The 19,378-nt window shown below is 72.2% G+C and carries 10 protein-coding genes; 8 read left to right on the forward strand and 2 right to left on the reverse strand.

Going from position 1 to position 19,378, the window contains the following annotated elements:
• The first annotated feature begins 340 nt into the window (after positions 1-340).
• The 3 genes from WMF46_RS16890 to mutS all read left to right on the forward strand — a co-directional run bounded on the left by WMF46_RS16890 (position 341) and on the right by mutS (position 7,887).
• Entirely contained in the window at positions 341-2,074 is a 1,734-nt protein-coding gene (locus tag WMF46_RS16890) for a hypothetical protein (protein WP_437986548.1), read from the forward strand.
• Positions 2,071-4,995, forward strand: coding sequence for a hypothetical protein (locus tag WMF46_RS16895; RefSeq protein ID WP_437986549.1), 2,925 nt, complete (start codon positions 2,071-2,073; stop codon positions 4,993-4,995). The genes WMF46_RS16890 and WMF46_RS16895 overlap by 4 nt, the downstream gene beginning before the upstream one ends.
• 117 nt (positions 4,996-5,112) lie before the next feature.
• Complete coding sequence (mutS, locus tag WMF46_RS16900; RefSeq protein WP_437986550.1) at positions 5,113-7,887, forward strand: DNA mismatch repair protein MutS; 2,775 nt, start codon at positions 5,113-5,115, stop codon at positions 7,885-7,887.
• Between the two features lie 10 nt (positions 7,888-7,897).
• On the opposite strand, the gene WMF46_RS16905 is transcribed toward mutS, so the two are convergent.
• Positions 7,898-9,952 carry an IgGFc-binding protein gene (locus WMF46_RS16905; RefSeq protein ID WP_437986551.1) on the reverse strand — a complete coding sequence of 685 codons (2,055 nt, stop codon included), beginning with the start codon at positions 9,950-9,952 and terminating at the stop codon, positions 7,898-7,900.
• Positions 9,952-12,054, reverse strand: coding sequence for an IPT/TIG domain-containing protein (locus WMF46_RS16910; protein ID WP_437986552.1), 2,103 nt, complete (start codon positions 12,052-12,054; stop codon positions 9,952-9,954). Before WMF46_RS16910 ends, WMF46_RS16905 begins: the two co-directional genes overlap by 1 nt.
• 561 nt (positions 12,055-12,615) lie before the next feature.
• Here WMF46_RS16910 and rpsB point away from each other — a divergent pair.
• The 5 genes from rpsB (at position 12,616) to WMF46_RS16935 (ending at position 19,024) form a co-directional block, all read left to right on the forward strand.
• Complete coding sequence (gene rpsB, locus WMF46_RS16915) at positions 12,616-13,452, forward strand: 30S ribosomal protein S2 (RefSeq protein WP_437719550.1); 837 nt, start codon at positions 12,616-12,618, stop codon at positions 13,450-13,452.
• Between the two features lie 265 nt (positions 13,453-13,717).
• Entirely contained in the window at positions 13,718-14,668 is a 951-nt protein-coding gene (tsf, locus tag WMF46_RS16920) for a translation elongation factor Ts (RefSeq protein ID WP_437986553.1), read from the forward strand.
• A gap of 9 nt (positions 14,669-14,677) precedes the next feature.
• The gene (locus tag WMF46_RS16925) at positions 14,678-15,622 is read left to right on the forward strand and encodes a polysaccharide deacetylase family protein (protein ID WP_437986554.1); all 945 of its coding nucleotides are present in this window, start codon (positions 14,678-14,680) and stop codon (positions 15,620-15,622) included.
• A 43-nt stretch (positions 15,623-15,665) separates the two neighbouring features.
• Positions 15,666-17,030, forward strand: coding sequence for a hypothetical protein (locus WMF46_RS16930; RefSeq protein WP_437986555.1), 1,365 nt, complete (start codon positions 15,666-15,668; stop codon positions 17,028-17,030).
• Positions 17,027-19,024: a hypothetical protein gene (locus tag WMF46_RS16935; protein ID WP_437986556.1), complete on the forward strand. Its 1,998-nt coding sequence runs from the start codon at positions 17,027-17,029 to the stop codon at positions 19,022-19,024. Before WMF46_RS16930 ends, WMF46_RS16935 begins: the two co-directional genes overlap by 4 nt.
• Positions 19,025-19,378 lie beyond the last annotated feature (354 nt).

Here is a 19,378-nt window from a genome sequence, read left to right on the forward strand (position 1 = left end):
GGCACCACCCGGCGCAGGGGAGCGCCACCTCACCCCGCCGCAGGGCTCGCCACCCCGTGACGGGCGACCGCTGCAGGGCGCCTCGTCTAGAGCAGCGCGCCTCGCCAGGAAGAGGCTGCGCCTGGCGGGCTGTGCGCGCTCACCCGGGGCAGGCCGTGCGGGCGTGCTGCGCTGCGGCAGGCGCGCTCGAGAAACGAGGGTCTTCGCAGCGGCGTGTGCCGCTCGTTCGCCAGGAGGCCCGCTGCGAGCGCCGCGCGCCCGGCGCGTGTCCGCCGCAAACGAACCCACCGAGCGGAGCGGGTTGCCAGTGCTCCTGGTGCTGACTAGTCTCCGCGCCCGCATGAAGCTCGCCCGCACACTTCTCCAGACACCTCGCATCGTTGGCGTGGGCCTCGCGGCCTCGATCGTGGGCGTGGGCGGGCTCGGGGTCATGGGCTGCTTCGTCGAGGGCGAAGGCCTCCCGCCGCCGGTCGAGGGGCTCTATTACCCGACGGGCCTGGCGGTGTCTCTCGGGGGACGGGTCCTCTACGTCGCGAACTCGGACTTCGATCTCCAGTTCAACGGCGGCACGGTCCAGGCGCTGGATCTCCAGCGGCTGCGCAGGCGGGCGCTCACGCTCCAGTCGGCGCTCGCTCCCGGCGGGCCGAACGCCAGCGCCGGCGTGCGCGGCGCGTGCAATAACGTGGGGCTGGCGACAAACGCCGCGTCGTCGCTCTACCCGGGGCCGTGCGGGCCGCTCGACATCTCCGCCCTCGAGGGCGACGACGAGGTCGTCCGGAGCTCGGCCGTGATCGGCGCGTTCGCGTCCAACCTCCTCCTCGTGCACAGGCCGCTCAGCGGCGAGGGCGCCGACCCCGGCGCGGAGCGGCAGGCGCGCCTGTTCGTGCCCGTGCGCGGCGACCCCTCGGTGACCTTCTTCGACGTCGCCGACGATCGGTCCGACGGCGCCGGTGCGCAGCGCTGCGACGGCGACGCCTGCTTCCAGCTGGACTGCGGCGCGAGCGCGGCGGGCGGGCGCTGCAGCAGAGATCACCGCATCGGGGAGGACCCGGGCCAGGAGCTCATCCGGCGCAAGCTGCCGCTGGAGCCGTTCGGGATCGCCGCCGGCCCGGGCGGGACGAGCATCGTCGTCTCGCACCAGACGGAGAGCGCCGCGAGCGTCATCGTGAACCGCTGGGAAGCGAACGAGAGGCCGCAGCTCGCGCACGTCCTCACGGATCTCGCCTTCGGGCCGACGGAGGTCGCGGCGGTGCCGCGCCCGGGCGTGCTCGGGGCGCTGCAGCAGGGCGGGTGGGCGATCGACGACCAGCCGGCGTTCGCGGTCACGTACCTCGCGGCGCCGGAGCTCGGCCTGCTCCGCTATCAGGACGCCGCTTCGGGCGGGGCGCCGCGCCTGTACGAGTCGACCCCGACGCCGATCACCGCGCTCGCGAGCGGCACCGACTCCCGCGGGATCGCGTTCGACGCGAGCGAGCGGCAGGCGTGCGAGGACGGCTGCGCAGGCGCGGCCGAGTGCCTCGAGCGGTGCGTGGAGATCCCGATCCCGGTCTACGTGGCGCATCGCGGCCCGAACTCGCTGCTCATCGGCGAGCTGACGACGACGCTGGTCAAGAAGGACTCGGACGTCCCCGCGGCGAAGCGGGCCTCGGTGTTCTACTCGATCGCGTTCCACGACGCCGCCCCGCTCGGGGCCTACCCGTCTCGGATCGAGGTGGGCGAGGTGATCGACCTGGAAGGCGCGCGCCGCCGCAGGGTCTTCGCGCTCGCGTTCGACTCTGGGCTCGCGTTCTCCTACGACCCGGAAGCGCGCCGCGTCGACGCCGTCATCAAGACCGGGCGCGGGCCGCAGGCGCTCGCGTTCGACACGGGCTCCACGCGCAGCGACGATGCCGACAAGAAGCGCTGCGAAACCGAGCAGGGCAGCGCCGACTGCGAACCCTATTCCCTCATGTACATCGCGCATTTCACCGACTCGTACCTCGGCGTTGTCGACCTCGACATGCGCAAGGCGAACACGTTCGGAACGATGATCCTCACGGTGGGCACGCCCGTCCCGCCCCGGGAGTCCCAATGAAGCCGCGCCTCGCGCTCCTCGCCTCCACCTCCGGCCTGGCGCTCGCCGGGTGCGCCGCGGAGGCCACGCCGGTCCCCGTCGAGGCCCTGGCGCAGTCCGGCCGCAGCGCCTTCGTCTGCCTCGCCATCGACCGGCCGGATCCCGGCAAGCCGGGCGTGATGCGCTCGCTGCCGATCACGGACTGCTCGTACGGCACCGTCGAGTCGTCCACCGACTACGAGGTCGACGCCAAGGACGGGGGCAGGGCCACGCTCCCGCACCTCTACGGCCTCGTCACGCAGACCGCGCACGGCGAGGTCGCGGTCGTCGACCTGACGACCGAGTCCTCGCTGATCGTCGATCGGGACACGGGCGCGCCCGCCCCGAGCTTCCTCCCGGTCGGCGCGCAGCCGGTCGACATCGTCGCGACGCCGGGGGGGACCGCGTCGTTCGTGGCCGTCGCCGAGCCGGGGCGCGCGGGGATCTACGCGCTCCCGTCGGCGAAGGTGCTGCCGCGCGAGGGCTGCCCGGTCCCGTCGCTCAGCTCCTGGCCGGCCTGCTCGCTCCCCTCGGCGCCGGGCGAGATGCTGCTCGTCGCCGACCCGCCGGACCCGGACGCGGACCCGGAGGGCAGCGGCAAGCTGCGGAGCTCGTGCGAAGGCAGGTACGACGTCGAGCCGACCGAGCCTGGCAATCCCGGTGCGTTCGTGGACGACGTCTGCTCCACGTCGAACGGGAGCTTGGACATGGAGGGCGGCGGCCGGCAGAAGCTCCTCGTGACCCTGCCGGATCTCGGCGGCTTCGTCGTGATCGACGCGCAGAAGCTGCTCGAGGACACGGCGTACCAGGACGGAGGCTTCGCGGCGTGCGATGTGGAGCGTTGGGTCCCTCTCGAGGTCTCGCTCCCGCCGGCCGCGCCGCCCGACGAGCCGCCGCCCGGCGACGTGCCGCCCGACGACGTGTCGTGCGCTCAGCCGGCGGTCGCGGCCAGCCCGGAGCAGGCCTTCGACAAGGCCCGGCCCGCGGGGCTCGCGCTCTCCGGCGACCGGCTGTTCATCGCCGATCTCGACGCGCCTGTGATCCACGTCGTCGACCTCCCGACGCCCTGCGAGCCGCGCCTGCAGCCCCCGCTGCTTCCCGCGTCGACGCTCGACCCCGGGCGCGTCGTCACGACGAGGCGCCTCGCGGTGAGCCAGGCGTCGCCCCCCGAGTTCAACCGCTACCTCTACGCGGTCGACGCCGGCGACGGCAGCGTGATGGTCTTCGACGTCAGCGACGACGTCAGCGAAGACGCGTCCAGGCGGTCGCCGCTCTCTCGCGAGAACCCCGACTGGAACCCGTTCCAGCCGCCCGACCGCATCCGCCTGCCGGCGCCTGTCCGCGATCTCGCGATCGTGCAGCGCGAGATCCCGAGGAGCCTCCCGGCGACGGGCGTGGTGCCGAGGGGGATCCGGTGCAGCCCCCTCCCGGAGCTCAGGACGTGCGACAGCAGCGTCACGTCGTGCGACCTCGAGACGCTGTACCGCACGTCGACCGATCGCGACTCCGGCGCCGGCCCGCTGAAGCTCCGGGGCACGTTCGCGTACATGGCGCTCACGAACGGGCAGGTCGCGATCGTCGACATCGACGACCTCGACGCGGCCTGCCGCGGACCCGAGCGCCAGAGCGTCCGCGCGGGCTGCGACGCGGACGCTTCGCCGAGCAGCCCGCTGCTCGAGACGAGCGGCGAGGCGTCCTGCAACGTCGTCCTCCCGCACGCTGTCCGCTCGGAGACCTACATCGTGGCGAGCGACGGCTCCGGCCAGATCGAGCCCGGCGTGCAGGGCCTGCCGATCCTCTACGATCGCAGCGGCGCGGTCGTGCCGCTCTCCGGGGAGAGCCCGAAGATGCGCGCCACGTTCCCGTCCGAGGGGGCCGCGCCTGACCTCGCGCTCGCGGTGGGGGTGCAGCGCGAGGTGATCGCTTCGAGCGACAGCGCTGAAAGCGAGCTCGACGAGCGGGGGCTCGTGCTGAGGTCCGGCGGGCCGCAGCACGCGCTGACGATGAACCTCGAGGACCCGCGGGTGCACATCGCCAACGAGACGTGGGCCGTGACCTACGAGGGGGTGCTCACGTCGATCACCCGGGCCTCCGTCGCCTTCGACGAGAACCTCCACCTGAGGGGGACCGACGCCCGCTTTTGCCGCCGCGGCGTGCAGAGCCTGACCAGCGTGAAGGCGCAGCTGAAGGCCGCGGGCGTCCCGGAGGGCGAGGCCGAGACCCGCGCCGAGCAGCTCGCCGACTTCGCGCAGATCACGTCCGAGCTCCCGGACGAAGACGCCACCTACTGGAAGAGCGTCGACTCGGCCGTCTGCTCGTTCGACACCTGCAACGCGAAGTACGGCAGCGTCATCACGTCGCGCCCGGCGCTCCGCATCGTCGAGGCCTACGAGGACCACCTCGAGCTCGAGCGGACGGACGAGGTCGAGTTCGCGGCGTGCTGCTTCGCCGGCTCGGTGCAGCTCGGCATCCGCGCCGGGGGCCAGTGGGTCGTCCGGAGCAACGGCGCCGGCTTCCTGCACCACGTGATCGCCGATCCTGCGGGCGGCTACTGCCGCAACTCGTGCGACACGCGCCTCTCGCGGTTCAACGGGCGCGTCGCCCATACGCCGCGCGACGGGCGCGTCACCGACGGTGACGTGGGTGCGTTCCTCAACCCGATGTTCCGGTTCGCGGTCACGGGCGGCGTGCCCGAGCAGGACATGCAGTTCCGCTTCACCACCCAGGGGGCGTTCACGCCGCTCGCCCTGGACCTCGCGGACATCAGCGACACATCGGAGCTCCAGCCGCAGTCCATCCAGCTCGTTCCGGCCACGGGCCAGCTCGCCGTCACCGACGGCTCGGTCCAGGGCCTGTTCCTGCTGAGCTCACGCGACGTCGCCGTGACGCGCCGGTACCGCTGAGCCACCTGCCGGCCCCGCGGCATTGCGGTTTCGGCGCCGATATTTCCACGAAAACAGCGGAACAAACGCGCGAATCACGCGTAGACCTCACCGGCGGTCGAGACTAAGACGCCGGCGATGCAGCCGTCCGAGCAGCCTGCGGCCAGGAAGAAGCTGACCCCGGTGATGCGCCAGTACGAGGATGCGAAGGCGCTCCACCCCGACGCCATCCTCTTCTTCCGGATGGGCGACTTCTACGAGATGTTCAACGACGACGCGGTCCTCGTGTCGCGCGCGCTGAACCTGACGCTCACGAGCCGCAACAAGGGCGAGCCCGACGAATCCCCGATGGCCGGCGTCCCGCACCACGCGGCGCACGGGTACATCGCGCGGCTGCTCGCGCTCGGCCACAAGGTGGCGATCTGCGAGCAGTGCGGGGATCCGTCGAAGATCAAGGGGCTCGTGCCGCGGCAGGTCGTGCGCGTCGTCACGCCGGGGCTCGTCACCGAGACCGATCAGCTCGACGCGCGCGCCAACCATTACCTGGCGGCGGTCGACGGCGGCGGCGTGCCCCGCGGCGACGCCCTTGGAGCGGGGGGCCCCTACGGCCTCTCGCTGCTGGATCTCTCCACCGGCGAGCTCTCGGCCACCTCGGTCCCGGACGCCGCGACGCTGCTCGCGGAGCTCGCCCGGGCGGATCCGCGCGAGGCGCTCATCGCCCGGGACCTCCCGGACGTCCGCGCGGCGGCGGCCTCGCTCGCCTGCCGCGCGGCGCTGCGCGACGACGAGGAGCTCGACAGCGCGCAGGTCGCGTCGATCCTCGACGACGCCGCGATCGAGCCGATCTCGGCGGCGGCGCTGGCCGAGCACGCGCTCCCGGCGGTGCGCGCCGCGGCGCGGGCGCTGCGCTTCGCGCGCCGCTGCAGCCCCGGCGCGCGCATCCCGGTGCGCCGCATCGCCCCGCACGACACCTCGGGCACGCTGCGCATCGACGAGACGGCCCAGGCGCACCTGGAGCTCGTGCGCGCCGCGGACGGCGGCCGCCGCGGCACCCTGCTCGACGTCATCGACTGCACGGTCACCCCGGGCGGCGCCCGGCTCCTGCGCCGCCGCCTGCTCTCGCCGCTCGCGGACCTGGCCGGCATCCGCCGGCGCCTCGACGAGGTGGAGCTCTTCGTCTCGCACCCGCGCGCCCGCGGCGAGCTGCGGCAAGCGCTCGGCGGCGTCGGCGACCTCGAGCGCCTCAGCGTCCGCGCGCTCCTCGGCGAGGCCACGCCGCGCGACCTCGGCCTCCTGCGCGACGGCCTCACGGCGGCCCCCGCGGCGATCGCCGCGGTCCGGTCGATCCCCGACCTCGGCAAGGCGGCGGCGCGGAGCGACGACGGCGCCGCTGCGCGAGGCAAGGAGGGCGCTGCGGCGCGGGGCAAGGAGGGCGCTGCGGCCGGATCGAGCTCCGAGCCGCTCCTCGCCGAGGCGGCGGCGCTGGATGTCGTCGCTGACGTGTGCGCCGAGCTCACCGCCGCGCTGATCGAGCGGCCGCCCCCGAACACGCGCGAGGGCGGCATCTTCCGCGAGGGGTACGACAAGGAGCTCGACGACGCGCGCGGCGTGGAGAAGAACGCGACGGAGCTCATCCTCGCGCTCGAGGCGAAGCTGCGCACGCAGACGGGCGCGCCCTCGCTCCGGGTCAAGTACACGCGCGTCTTCGGCTGGTACATCGAGGTGACGCGCGCGCACATCGCCAAGGTCCCGGCGACCTTCCGCCGCAAGCAGACCGTCGCGACCGGCGAGCGCTACACGAGCGACGAGCTCGACGAGCTCGCCGACAAGATCGAGCACGCCGGGGCGCGCGCGCTGGAGCGGGAGACAGCGCTCTTCGACCGGCTGCGGGCCCTCGTCGCGAAGAGCGAGGGCCGCCTCCGCGCGCTCGCGCGCAAGCTCGCGGCGTGGGACGTCGCCGCCGCCCTCGCCGACGTCGCCCACCGCAACGACTACGTGAGGCCGCACGTCACGGTGGGCGAGGCCCTCGCGATCCGCGACGGCCGCCACCCGGTGGTCGAGCGCTACGCGGCCGCGGGGCACTTCGTGCCGAACGACACCCGCCTCGATCTCTCGGGCGAGCGGCTCTGGCTGATCACGGGCCCCAACATGGCCGGCAAATCGACGCTCATGCGCCAGGTGGCGCTGATCGTGGTCCTCGCGCAGATGGGCAGCTACGTCCCGGCGCGCGAGGCGGAGATCGGCCTCGTCGATCGGATCCTCTCGCGGGTGGGCGCGAGCGACAACGTCGCGCGCGGCGAGAGCACGTTCATGGTGGAGATGCGGGAGACCGCCGAGATCCTCCGCGACGCGACGCGGAGATCGCTCGTGATCCTCGACGAGATCGGCCGCGGCACGAGCACGTACGACGGCCTCGCGATCGCGTGGGCCGTGGCGGAGCACCTGTTCGACGCGATCGGCTGCCGCGCCCTGTTCGCGACGCACTACCACGAGCTGACGGAGCTCTCGGCGCGCGCGCCGGGCATCGCGAACTACTCCGTCGCCGCGCGCGAGCACGGCGACGACGTGATCTTCCTCCACAAGCTCGAGGCGGGCCCCGCGAGCCGCAGCTACGGCGTGGCGGTCGCGCGGCTCGCGGGGGTCCCCGAGGGGGTGCTCGCGCGCGCCCGCGCGATCCTCGCGACGCTGGAGTCGGGCGCCGCGCTGCCGGGCGGCAAGCACGCCTCCCTCCGCGGCCGCACGCGCGGCGGCGCGGCGCAGCTCGACCTGTTCGCCCCCGCGCAGGCCGCGGTGCCGCCGGAGCAGTCGGCCGTCATCGAGACGCTGCGCGCCGTGGACATCGATCGGCTCGCGCCGCTCGACGCGCTGCGGCTCGTGGCCAAGCTGAAGGGGCTCCTCGGCGGCGGCGGCTGACCGCGGCGGCTCAGTCCGGCGGCGCGATCTCGCGGAGCTCGGTGCCGCCCGCGTACCCGTAGCTCACGAACGAGTCGAACCCCGTCACGAGCAGCCCGACGGGCGCGGAGGCCGTGAGCCAGTGCACGCCGTCGCGCTGCATCCCGGGCAGCACGTTGTCCGGCGCCTGCCGCGCCGGATCGATCGCCGCGAAGCTCAGCTGGCAGCGGTAGACGACGAACGACGGCGCGCCGCCCCCGCGCTGCTCCTCCGTGAGCCCGTCCGCGGGCGCGATCTCGCACTCGTCCGGCCCGAGCGTCGCGTCGTCGAGCCGCACGACGGCCGACCTCGGCGCGACCACCGAGATGAAGTCGAACGCGTACTTGTCCGGGGTCAGGAACACGTAGTCCGGCCGGAACTGCTCGATGGGCGGCAGGATGATCAGGCTCGGGTCTCCGCCTGGCAGCCCCTGCTTGACCCCCGTCGCGTTCTGGCTGGCCATGATCTGCGACACGATGACCGGCTCGGAGCTCTCGATCATGAAGTCGCCCCACGCCGTCACCTCGCGGAACGCGCCCAGCGCCGACAGCGTGATCCGATCGTCCGGCGGCGGCAGGGTCGTCTCGATCACGGCGCCCTTGCCGCTGGCCGCCACGATCCTGACGTACTCCGGCTCGGGCACGGCCTCGATCCGCGCGCCGGCCTCCTTGACGGTCAGCGACCGGCTCGGCGTGTGCGGCACCGCGAACCGCTTGCCGGCGGTCCGGGTCGGATCGAGCTGATCCTCCAGGTGGTCGGCGCAGCAGCGGCGATCCGCGAGCACCTCGAAGTGCGGCGCGTCCGAGGCCTCGCTTCCGGTGAAGACCGCGATCGGCTGATCGGCCTTCACGATCGATCCGGTGAAGTCCGCGTTGAACCCGCCGCTCTCCAGGTTGAGCACGTCGAACGCGCCGAGCTTGACCTCGATCGACCCGCCCTCTGGCGTCTCCGGGACGGGCCCGCCCCCGACGACCTTCGCTGTCGTCGTCACCTGCACGGTCGTCCCTTCGCGCGTCCCGACGATGGTCAGGAACGCCCGGAGGTCGATCGGGTTCTGCGGATCGAAATTCGTGTCCGGATCGTCCGTGACCGCGATGGTCTGCGGCCACCCTGTGACGACGTACGCCGTCGCCATCGCGCCCGGGCTGTACGTCAGCGCCTCGCGCGGCTTCAGCAGCGAGGCGTCGTTGGAGAACACGTTGGCGTTCTCCAGCGGGTTGAACTGGTAGGCGACGATGGGGAACTTCGACGTGATCTTGTACGCGTGCCGCGTGAGCGCCGTGTGCGTGCCCGTGTTGTACTCGCCCTCCGGGCTGCCATCGACCTCGCGCGGCCCGAGCTTGAACACCTGGAGATAGAGCGGCGCGATGAGCGCGCTCGCGATCTCCACCGGGGCGGGCTCGTCGCCCGGCGCGCCGTCGTCCTGGTAGATGTGGATCTCGTTCGGCACGTCCGGCTGCGGGTTCGAGACCACCACCGCGAACTGCTGCGCCGCCGCGTTTCCTGTCGCGTCGATCCGCGCGTTGTCCAGATCGACCGCCCAGTACTCGCACCCCACGTTGCTCCGCTCGAGCTCCGCGACGGCGCAGAGCTGCTGGCAGCTCCCGCTCCGGCACGCCTCGCCGGCCTCCGTGTCGCACGTGTCGATCACGCGGCCGAAGCGGCCGTCCGCGTCGCAGACGACGACCTCCTGCTCGCGGCACGAGTGTGCAGCGGGCACGCAGGGCCGGCAGCCGAGCTCGAGCGACGCGCAGACGAGCCCTCGAGCGGCGCAGTCGTCGAGCGTCACCCAGGCCAGCCCTGCGCCGGTCTCCTCGCAGCGCGCGAGCTCCGCCCCGCAGCGCACGTCGCCGGCCGTGCAGAGCGGCGGCGCCTCCGGCCGCTCACCCCACCGCGTGCCGCTGTCGAAGCAGCTCGGCGCGAGCCCGAGCCCCGCGGCGACGGCGACGAGGGCGGCGGCTGCAGCGCGCCGCGATCGGGGGCGGTGTCCTGGCTTCCGTGCGCGCGTCGGCCTGCGCGCTCGCGTCGGGTGGGGCGGGGCGCTCATCACAGGTGTGCGTTGAAGCTGTCGAGGGAGTAGGCCGTCATCCCTGCCGGCTTGAGCTGCCGGTAGACGAGCTTGCCGTAATCGAAGCCGTCGATCCGCGCCCCGTACACCCCGATCGTGAGCGGCCCCGGCGGCAGCGCGCCGTGCTCGAGCCCGAGCTGCCGGAGGTCCGGCACCTCGACGGCGTGCGACCCTGCCGGCACGGCCACGGTCCACCGGATGAGGCCGTTTCCGCTCGCGATGTCGTAGACGCTGAGACCGACGGGCGCGCCCGCGCCGAACGAGGTCGCGAGGTGGGACCCATCCCAGGCGGTGTTCTGCGCGGGCGCCGCGAGCGTCGGCACCCCCACGAAGTCGCCGATGCGCACGGGCTCGCTCGTGCTGGTGGAGAGGACCCGCCCGACGACGGACAGCGGCGCGAGCCCGGCCTGGCCGGTCACCGCGCGCGCGGACGAGTGGTAGCTCGCGCCGAGCAGGTCGCGGGCGAGCGGCGGCACGCCCACGAACGTCAGCCCCCCGTCGAACGGGATCAGCGGGCTCTGTGCGCCGATCGGGAGCGTCGCGAACCCGTCGTTGCCGATCATCAGCGACACGTTCGCCTGGATCCGATCCGGCCCCTTCGGCCCCTTCGCCGGCGCCTTGACGTCCATCGAGAGGGCGTGGTCGAGCGGCTGATTGATCCGCAGGAACACCTCCCTCGTCCACTCGTTCGGGAGCACGGGGATCCCGCGGACCACGCCCATGGCGTATGCGGTGAACCGCGGCGGGGTCGTCGAGCGATCCTCGAGGCCCGCCAGCGCGTAGATCGTGCGGTTGCCGGGCGCGACGTACATCGTGAACCCGTGCCCGAGCTCGCCCGACGTCTCCGGCGTGAGCGCCTGGAACTCGGACGGCAGCTTGAAGGTCGCGAGAGGATCGGCGCCCGTCGTGAACAGGTACGCCGCCTTTCGCTCGGTGTCGCGGCGCGGGCTCGGGATGTTGCCCCACGCGACGCTCCCGGGGTCCAGCGACGTGTCCCAGACGAGCTCGCCCTCGATCGCCCCCGCGCTGCCGACCTTGCCGCCGACCGGCGGGGGCGGATCGCCGGACGCGCCGCACGCGGGGGTGAGCACCGGATCCAGGTAGACGGTCACCGTGTCGACCGGCACGTCTACGAACGAGATCGGGCTATGGCATGTCGCGGCCACGGTGACGGTGCGCGGCGAATCGAGCGACGCGTCCTCGATCACCGCGACGCCTGATGCGTCGACCTCGATCGGGGAGGTCGTGTCGGTGCCGACGACGACGCTCGCTCCGGGGATCGGATCACCCGTGAAGTTGTTGTAGACGAGCACCTTCAGCCGTCCGGCGAGCGGCGCGCCGCTTAGCCCGCCCTTGTAGCCGTTCTCGCTGTCCTCGTAGGTGTAGCCGTCCAGCACGAGGATCGTCTCGCCGCCGGTCGTCACCGAGATCGTCTTCGCGCCCGGCGTGCCCTGGGGCACCGTGCACAGGAGCCGCGTCGGCTCCTGGACGGCGAGCGACGTGCACGGCTTCTGATCGATCTTCGCGACCGTCCTCTCGTTCCAGCGCGTGCCCTGGCCGACGAGCTCGATGGTCGTCCCGCCGGAGATCGGCCCGCTCGACGGGGACGCATAGAGCGCGTCGTACACGTAGCCGCCCGGCAGCGTTCGCCGGGTCGACGTGTCGTCGCCATTCTGCACGGCGAGCTCCACCGGGCCCGCCGCGCCTGGCGGCGCCGCCACCTGGACCCGGCTGGGATCGATGGGCACGATCGCGGACGGATCGACCTCGACGTCGCCGAACCAGACGCGGACCTGGGAGCTGAAGCCGTTGCCGTGGAGCAGGACGCGCTGGCCTCCGTTGAACGGCCCGTGCGTCGGGTCCGCGCCGAGCAGCGCGTGCGGATCGCCGCCGGGCAGCCCTGCGCCGGCGGACGATGACGTCGACGTGGTCTGCGGGTCCACGCCGAAATCGCCGCCATCGCCGTCGGTCTGCCGGCGGATGCCCTCCGGCGCCGAGGCGATGCACGCAGAGACGATCGCGAGCCCTGCGCAGACCGAAGCGAAGCGTGCGGTAAGAAAGCCTCGTGATGCGGTTCGCACGAGGCGAGTGTACGCCATCGCGGATGCCGGGCCACGGCGCGCCAGGGGGCGTGGCCCGGCGTTCCCGTGCTCCGCGCCGCGTGGTCCCATCGGCGCAGCTGGCGCAACGAAGGCAACTGCGCTGGTAAATGCGCTGGTAAATGCGCGGGCAACACCGTGGATGGCTGCGCGGGCAACACCGTGGATGGCTGCGCGGGCGCCTGCGCGGCTGGCTGCGCGGACAACCGCGCGGAGACACGCGCAAACACACGGAAATTGTGCACGCCGAGGTGGCGCTTCATCGCTTGACAAGCGATGCACCTCGGGGTAGCAAACCGCCCCCCTTCTTGCGGTCTCGTGACGAGGGGGACAGCGGAGGCTGAATCCTCGCCTTCGCTGCTGCAGAACCGAATCCACACGCTCTCCTGGCACCCACGGCATTCCGCGGCCCGGTGCCCCATCAGCACGGACGCTCCTGTCCGCGCATGGGGTTGGTCGCGGGAGGGGGAGCGGCGGACCAACCGAAAGGACACTGCCGTGACCGATACCAGCTTCTCCGCATCCGTCCCCGCGGCCGACACCATGCAGGCCGCCGCCCCCCAGCCGGGGGATTTCCCGCTTCCGCTCCGCTCGCTGCTCGACGCGGGCGTGCACTTCGGCCACCAGACGAAGCGCTGGAACCCGAAGATGCGGCCGTTCATCTACGGCGCGCGCAACGGCATCCACATCATCGATCTCGACCAGACGACGCGGCTCTTCAAGCGCGCGTACGACTTCCTGACCGACGCCGTCGGCCGCGGCGGCCACGTGCTGTTCGTCGGCACGAAGCGCCAGGCGCAGGACATCGTGCAGGAGGAGGCCCGCCGGTCGGGCATGTACTTCGTCACGAACCGCTGGCTCGGCGGCACCCTGACGAACTTCCGGACGATCAAGCAGGGCCTCGATCGCCTGCGCACCCTCGAGCGCATGAAGGAGGACGGCACCTACGAGCAGCTGCTCAAGAAGGAAGTCGTCCGCCTCGAGAAGGAGCGCGAGCGGCTCGAGAAGTACCTGGGCGGCCTCAAGGGGATGGGCGGCCTCCCGGCGGCGATCTTCGTGATCGATCCGCACCAGGAGTCCATCGCGATCAGCGAGGCGCGCAAGCTGAACGTCCCGGTCGTGGCCATCACGGACACGAACTGCGACCCGGATCTCGTCGACTTCGTGATCCCCGGCAACGACGACGCCATCCGCTCGATCCGGCTGATCACGGCCCGCGTCGCGGACGCGTGCGTCGAGGGCGCGCAGCGCCGCAAGGATCACGGCGAGGGCGGGCAGCAGGCGGCGGGCGGCGGTCGCGGCCAGCGCGACGAGATCAACGTCTACCAGGGCGGCCGCGGCGGCCGCGGCGGCGGTCCGCGCCAGCAGCAAGCGTCGTAGCGCGGCGCGAGCCGAGCGGCCCAGCGCTCGGGCGGCGCGGTGACGACGACGTCGCCGCTCGCCTGGGCGGTGTGGCAGCCGCGAGAGAGCAGAGAGGGCGCAGGGACAGAAATGAAAATTTCACGCCTCTGCGCCTTCTGTGCCTCTGCGGTTCGACCCGCCCTCGCTCGGGCCGTTCGTGCAACAGCAGTCGGACGTGTGGTGAACGGGGGCCGCTCGGCGCGGCCTCTTCCTATCTAGGTTTCAGGTTGAAGGAGAAAGAGCCATGGCCGGCATCAATGCGCAGGCGATCAAGGAGCTTCGTGAGCGTACCCAGGCGGGGATGAGCGACTGCAAGAGCGCCCTCACGGAGGCCGAGGGCGACATGGAGAAGGCGGTCGAGATCATCCTGAAGAAGGGTCTCGCGAAGAGCGCCAAGCGGGCCGGCGCGTCCGCCACCGAGGGCGAGGTCCGCGCGGTGGTCGCGGCCGACCGGCGCAGCGCGACGATGGTCGAGGTCAACATCCAGACCGACTTCGCCGCTCGCAACGACGCGTTCCGTCAGTTCGTCGGCGACGTGCTCTCGGCGGTCGAGAAGGCGCCCGACGGCGCGGACGCGGCTCAGCTCTCGATCGGCGGCAAGTCGATCGCCGACACGGCCACCGAGCTGACCGCGCGCATCGGCGAGAAGGTCGCGGTGCGCCGGTGGGATCGCGTGTCGATCCCGGCGGGCAAGCACGGCGTCACGCACGCGTACGTGCACCTCGGCGGCAAGATCGGCGTGCTCGTGGCGGTCGAGGCGTCGAGCCAGGCGGTGGCGGAGCACCCTGCGGTGCAGAAGTTCATCGACGAGACGGCGATGCAGGCCGCCGCGATGAGCCCGCTCGTCCTCCGTCGCGACGAGGTTACGGCGGAGCTGAAGGCCAAGCAGCAGGAGATCTTCGAGGGTCAGCTGCGCGAGGATCCGAAGCCGAAGCCGGAGGCGGCGTGGCCGAAGATCATCGAGGGCAAGTTCAACAAGTGGTACTCGGAGGTCGCGCTCCTCGAGCAGGAGTCGGTGGAGGCCGCGTCGCGCGGTGAGAGCGGCCAGACCATCGAGAAGCTCCTCCAGGCGGCGTCGAAGGCGGCCGGCGGCGAGCTCAAGCTCACGCGCTTCGTGCGGTACGAGCGCGGCGAGGGCATCGCCAAGAAAGAGGACGACTTCGCCGCCGAGGTGGCGAAGATGGCCGCGAGCTGACGCGGTCCGATGCGGGGGCGCCTCGCCGCCGTCTCGATCGACCTCGACGAGGTCCCGAACTACTTCGCCATCCACGGGCTCGCCGTCCCGGATCGTTCCGGGGCGGCGGCCGCGCTGAGCGCCGTCTACGACACGGCGCTGCCGCGCATCGCTGACTTCGCTGCCTCCCACGGCATCCCCGTCACGCTGTTCGCGATCGGCCGCGATCTCGCGCGCCCCGAGAGCGCCGCGGCCTTGCGCGCGCTGAGCGACGCCGGTCACGCGGTCGAGAACCACTCGTACGGGCACCGCTACGACCTCTCACGGCTCCCGCGCGCCGCGATCGCGCGTGATGTCCTGCTCGGCGCCGAGGCCATCGCGGAGGCCGTCGGCCGGCGTCCGACGGGCTTCCGCGCGCCGGGGTACACGGTGAGCGACGCGCTGTTCGACGCGCTCGACGCGGTCGGCGTCGCGTTCGACTCCTCGGTGTTCCCGTGTCCGACGTACTACGCCGCGAAGGCGCTCGCGATGGGCGTGCAGCGGGTGAAGGGCAGGGGGTCGTCGGCGATCCTGGACACCCCGAGTGTGCTCTCGGCGCCGCGCCGGCCTTACCGGCCGGGGCGGCCGTGGTACCGGCGCGGCGGCCGGCGCTTCGTCGAGCTGCCGATCCAGGTGACGCCGGGGCTCCGGCTGCCGGTCATCGGCGGCAGCGTGGCGCTCGTGGGCGCGGCGTGCGCGCGGCTCCTGGCGCGCGCCTGCGCCGGGGAGGCGCTCGTCAACCTGGAGCTGCATGGCATGGACTTCCTCGACCGGAGCGACGGCCTCGAGGCGCTCGCGCCGTACCAGCCGGAGCTCAGGGTTGCGCTGGGTCGGCGGCTCGAGGCGCTGGGGGCGTTCGTGGAGGAGGTCTCACGGAGGGGAGCGAGCTTCGTGCGGCTGGACGAGGCGAGCCGGAAGCGCGGGCTCGTGGAGTGACCCGGGGGCGGTGCCGACGGGCGGCGCGAATTCCCTGACGAGCATGGTGCCGTCGGCTACCTTCCCGGCGATGGAGTTCGAGCGCCTCCAGGAGATCTACAACCGCTGCAACCCCGACGAGCCGCTGTCGCCGGGCGATGAGCGCAACGTGGACATCGACGTCCACGGCGTCCGCGGGGCTCACTGGACGAACAAGCTCGCACGCCAGATCGAGCTCTCCAGGACGCCGGTCTGCCAGCTCTTCACCGGCCTCCGCGGCACGGGAAAGAGCACCGAGATACAGCGCCTCGCCGCCAGGCTCTCCGATCAGAACCGGCGCAACCTCCTCACGGTCCTGATCGACGCGGACGATGTCCTCGACCTCACCGTGGAGATCGACATCTCGGACGTGCTCGCGCTCGTGCTGCTCCACACCGAGCGTACCGTCCTGGCCGCGGAGGGTGAGGACGCGGCCAGCGCGTTGACGGACGGGCCTCACCGGCGGCTCTGGGCGTGGCTCTCGCGGACCGACGTGGAGATTGGAAAGCTCACCGCGGGCGTCGAGGCGGGGGCGAAGACCGGGGTCGAGCTCAACCTCAAGACCAACCCGACCGTACGCCACCGGGTCCGCGAGATCGTGGCCAGGCACCTCTCCACGTTCGTCCGCTTCGTGCACGACGAGCTCCGGGAACTCGACTGGCGAGCGCGCAAGCTCGGGCGCTCCGGCCTCGTGATCCTCTTCGACTCGCTGGAGAAGCTCCGGGGCACGAGCCTCACGTGGAAGCCGGTGCTCGAGAGCGCCGAGCGTATCTTCTCGACCGGCGCGCCCTACCTCCAGCTGCCGGTGCACGTGCTCTACACGATCCCGCCGGCGCTCGCGCGCCGCATGGTCGAGCCCCCGGTGTCGTTCCTGCCGATGATCAAGGTCCGGGACGCCGGGGGCACGCTCCACCCCGAGGGGGTCGAGGTCATCACGGAGCTCGTGAAGAAGCGTATCGATGAGGCCGCGCTCGAGGAGATCTTCGGCAAGGCGGCGCTCCGGAGCCGGATCCGCGATATCGCGCTGTGGTCGGGCGGCTACCCGCGCGAACTCGTGCGGCTGCTCCAGACGCTGCTGGAGCTCGAGACGTTCCCCGTGGAAGCAAAGACGCTCGAGCGCGAGCTCCACCGCGCGGGGAACGCCTACCGGAGCATCGTCTACGACAGCGGCGCGATCCCGTGGCTCGCCACGGTGAACCGCACGAAGCGGCTCATCACGAACAACGAGCAGGAGCGCGAGGCCGCCGACCACCTGCTCCAGAACAACGTCATCCTGCGCTATCTGAACGACGACGAGTGGGTCGACGTCCACCCGTCGGTGGCCGGGATGCAGGAGCTCGCGGGGCCGGTTCCGGACGCGAAGGACGCCGCGGGGGAGAAGAGCGCATGACCGGCGCCGCGGGCGGGGAGCGCTCGCGGCTGGTCCGGGCGCTCGCGCTCTCGCGGCGATTCCACCTCTACCTGGCGCGCTGCGCGAGCCCTCGCGCTGCGGATCAGTTGGTCGCTGAGCTCGCCGCGGAGCTCCCGCGTGGCGGGCGCGCCGAGGTTCGCCTCGTCAGGCTGGATCCATACAACGCGCGGATCGAAGACACGCCGCTCACCGACGGCGAGCTCGCGGATCGCGTCCTGCTTCCGCTCCTCGACCCACCCGAGGAGCTCACTGGCGCGATCTACTTGGTCGACGCATCGCGTGCGGCCTACGCGGACAAGGAGGCCTGGGCGCGCTTCTTCGCGCTGTGGAACGAGAAGCGCAACGTCCTCGGTTCGTCCCGCGGTGAGGTCGTGGTGATGCTGCCGACTGCGCTCGTTCAGGTTTTCGCGACGGCGGCGCCGGATGTGTGGTCGATCCGGAGCGGGGAGTACGTCATCGAGGAGGACGCGGGCGCGCGCGAGGCCGACCTGGGGAGCGGCGCGCGGGGGTCCCTGTCGTTCGTGGGCGTTGCCCGCGTAGCGCTTCCCTCCTTATCAACGACGGTGTTGGGGAGCGTGAGCGCGCGCGACGGCGACGTGCTGTTGCTCGTTCGCGCCGTCTCGCCGCTTGCGCTCTTCGGCGGCGATCTGGTGGTCGGGCCGTGGGTCAGTGATTTCCTCGTCCAGAGCGGGGCCGACGCGCTGTTGAGCGAGCTGCACGCAATGGAGCAGCGCGGCATCGCCGAGGTCGCGCCGCCCCTCCGGGCGAGGCGGATGCTGCGCGTCGCCAATGCGCTGCTCGCCGAGCGGCGCTTCGGCGAGGCCGAGGCGCTGTACTCCGACCTTCTGGCTCTCATCGAGGCCGACGACGCGGAGCTGACCGCCGTCGCGCTCTCGCACCTCGCCATCGCGGTGGCCGCGCAGGATCGTGCCGATGCCGCCGTCGTCCATGCGAACCGGGCGTTTTCGCTCGTCGGCGCCGAGTCCGGTGGAGGGGGCGCCGGCGCGATCGAGTTGCCGGATGTGCGGCAGGCGAACGCGCTCGTGCAGTGGTGCCTCGGTCACCTCGAGCACGCGGATCTGCTCGACCAGTTGCTCGTCATGGAACCGAAGGGAGGAGCCCATCGATGGCGCCCTTACGTGCCATTCGCCAACCTTCTATCGCACATTCTCCGGCGGGTTGAGCGCGGCCGCGTCGCCAGCGCGCTGGCGTTTGGCCGTTCACTGGCCTCTCCCGAACTGCACGAGAAGCACCTCGAGGGAAGGCGTGCGGTCTTTCGCATCACCTGCGCGGACATTGAGTTCCTCTCCGGCAACATCGATTCGTCGCTCCGGGAGCTCGAGCAAGCCGCTGTCGAGGACACTGCCTGGCCGGCGGAGCACGCGAGCCTCGCTGGCCGCCGCGAGATCGCCGTGGCGCTCGTCGAGATCATTCGGGGAAACGAGGATCGGGCCTCGAAGATCCTCAGGCGAGCGAGGCGTGCAGCGGTTCAATTGCGCTCGGAGCTCGATCTAGACGGCGGTTGCCGGGCAGCGGCCTTCCACGCGGTGACGTCCGGGCTCCTCGCGATGGTCACGGGGGATCCTGGAGGCGCCGCCTCGTGGTTTGACAACGCGCGTGTTCGGATCGCCGACTGGGGGCGATTGGGTCTGGACCGGCGATCACGCCTTCGCGCGCAGCTCTTCGTCGAGCTGCTTCGGGCCGCACTCCAGCCGGAGGGAGACGGCGCTGTCGCGGCCACGCGCGACCTCACCCGCCAGGCCGAGGCGCTCCTCGGTGACACCGCGGAGGATCACATGAGCCGCGCGCTCGCGGTCGCGGCGCACCGGGAGCTCGCGCGGCGCCTCACGGGGGCAGGCGGCGGAGACGCTCGATCCGCCGCGCAGCGGGCCGCGGCGCTTGCCCAGCCCCTCGGCAGCCTCGATGTGCCCGCGTGGGACGAGCTGCTTCGCGCTGCAGAGCGCGCGCGCTGAGCTTCGCCCGCAGGCGACCTCCATGAGGAAGCGCTGGTGGCTGAGAGGGAGGGGGAGTGAAATGGATGCGACGCATCATGCGCGCGCTCCTCGTGCGTCATGCTCGCGTTCATGGCGTGTGGTGCGCGCGCTCCCGGCGCATCGTGCGCTGGGTTCTGCCGTGTCTGGCGCGTGGCGTGCAATGGCCCCCGCGTGCTGCTTGGGCGGTGTGCGCGCGCTCCCGGCGCATGGTGCGCGCGTCCCGGCGCGTGGTGCGCGCGTCCCGGCGCGTGGTGCGCGGGTGCGACCGCCGTCCCGCGCTTTCGCCCGCCGGCCTCGCGCGCGATCCTCGGCCGTCGTGGCGCTGCTCATCCT

It is taken from the genome of Sorangium sp. So ce117 (assembly GCF_051524395.1).
In the GTDB taxonomy this organism is placed as follows: domain Bacteria; phylum Myxococcota_A; class Polyangia; order Polyangiales; family Polyangiaceae; genus Sorangium; species Sorangium cellulosum_B.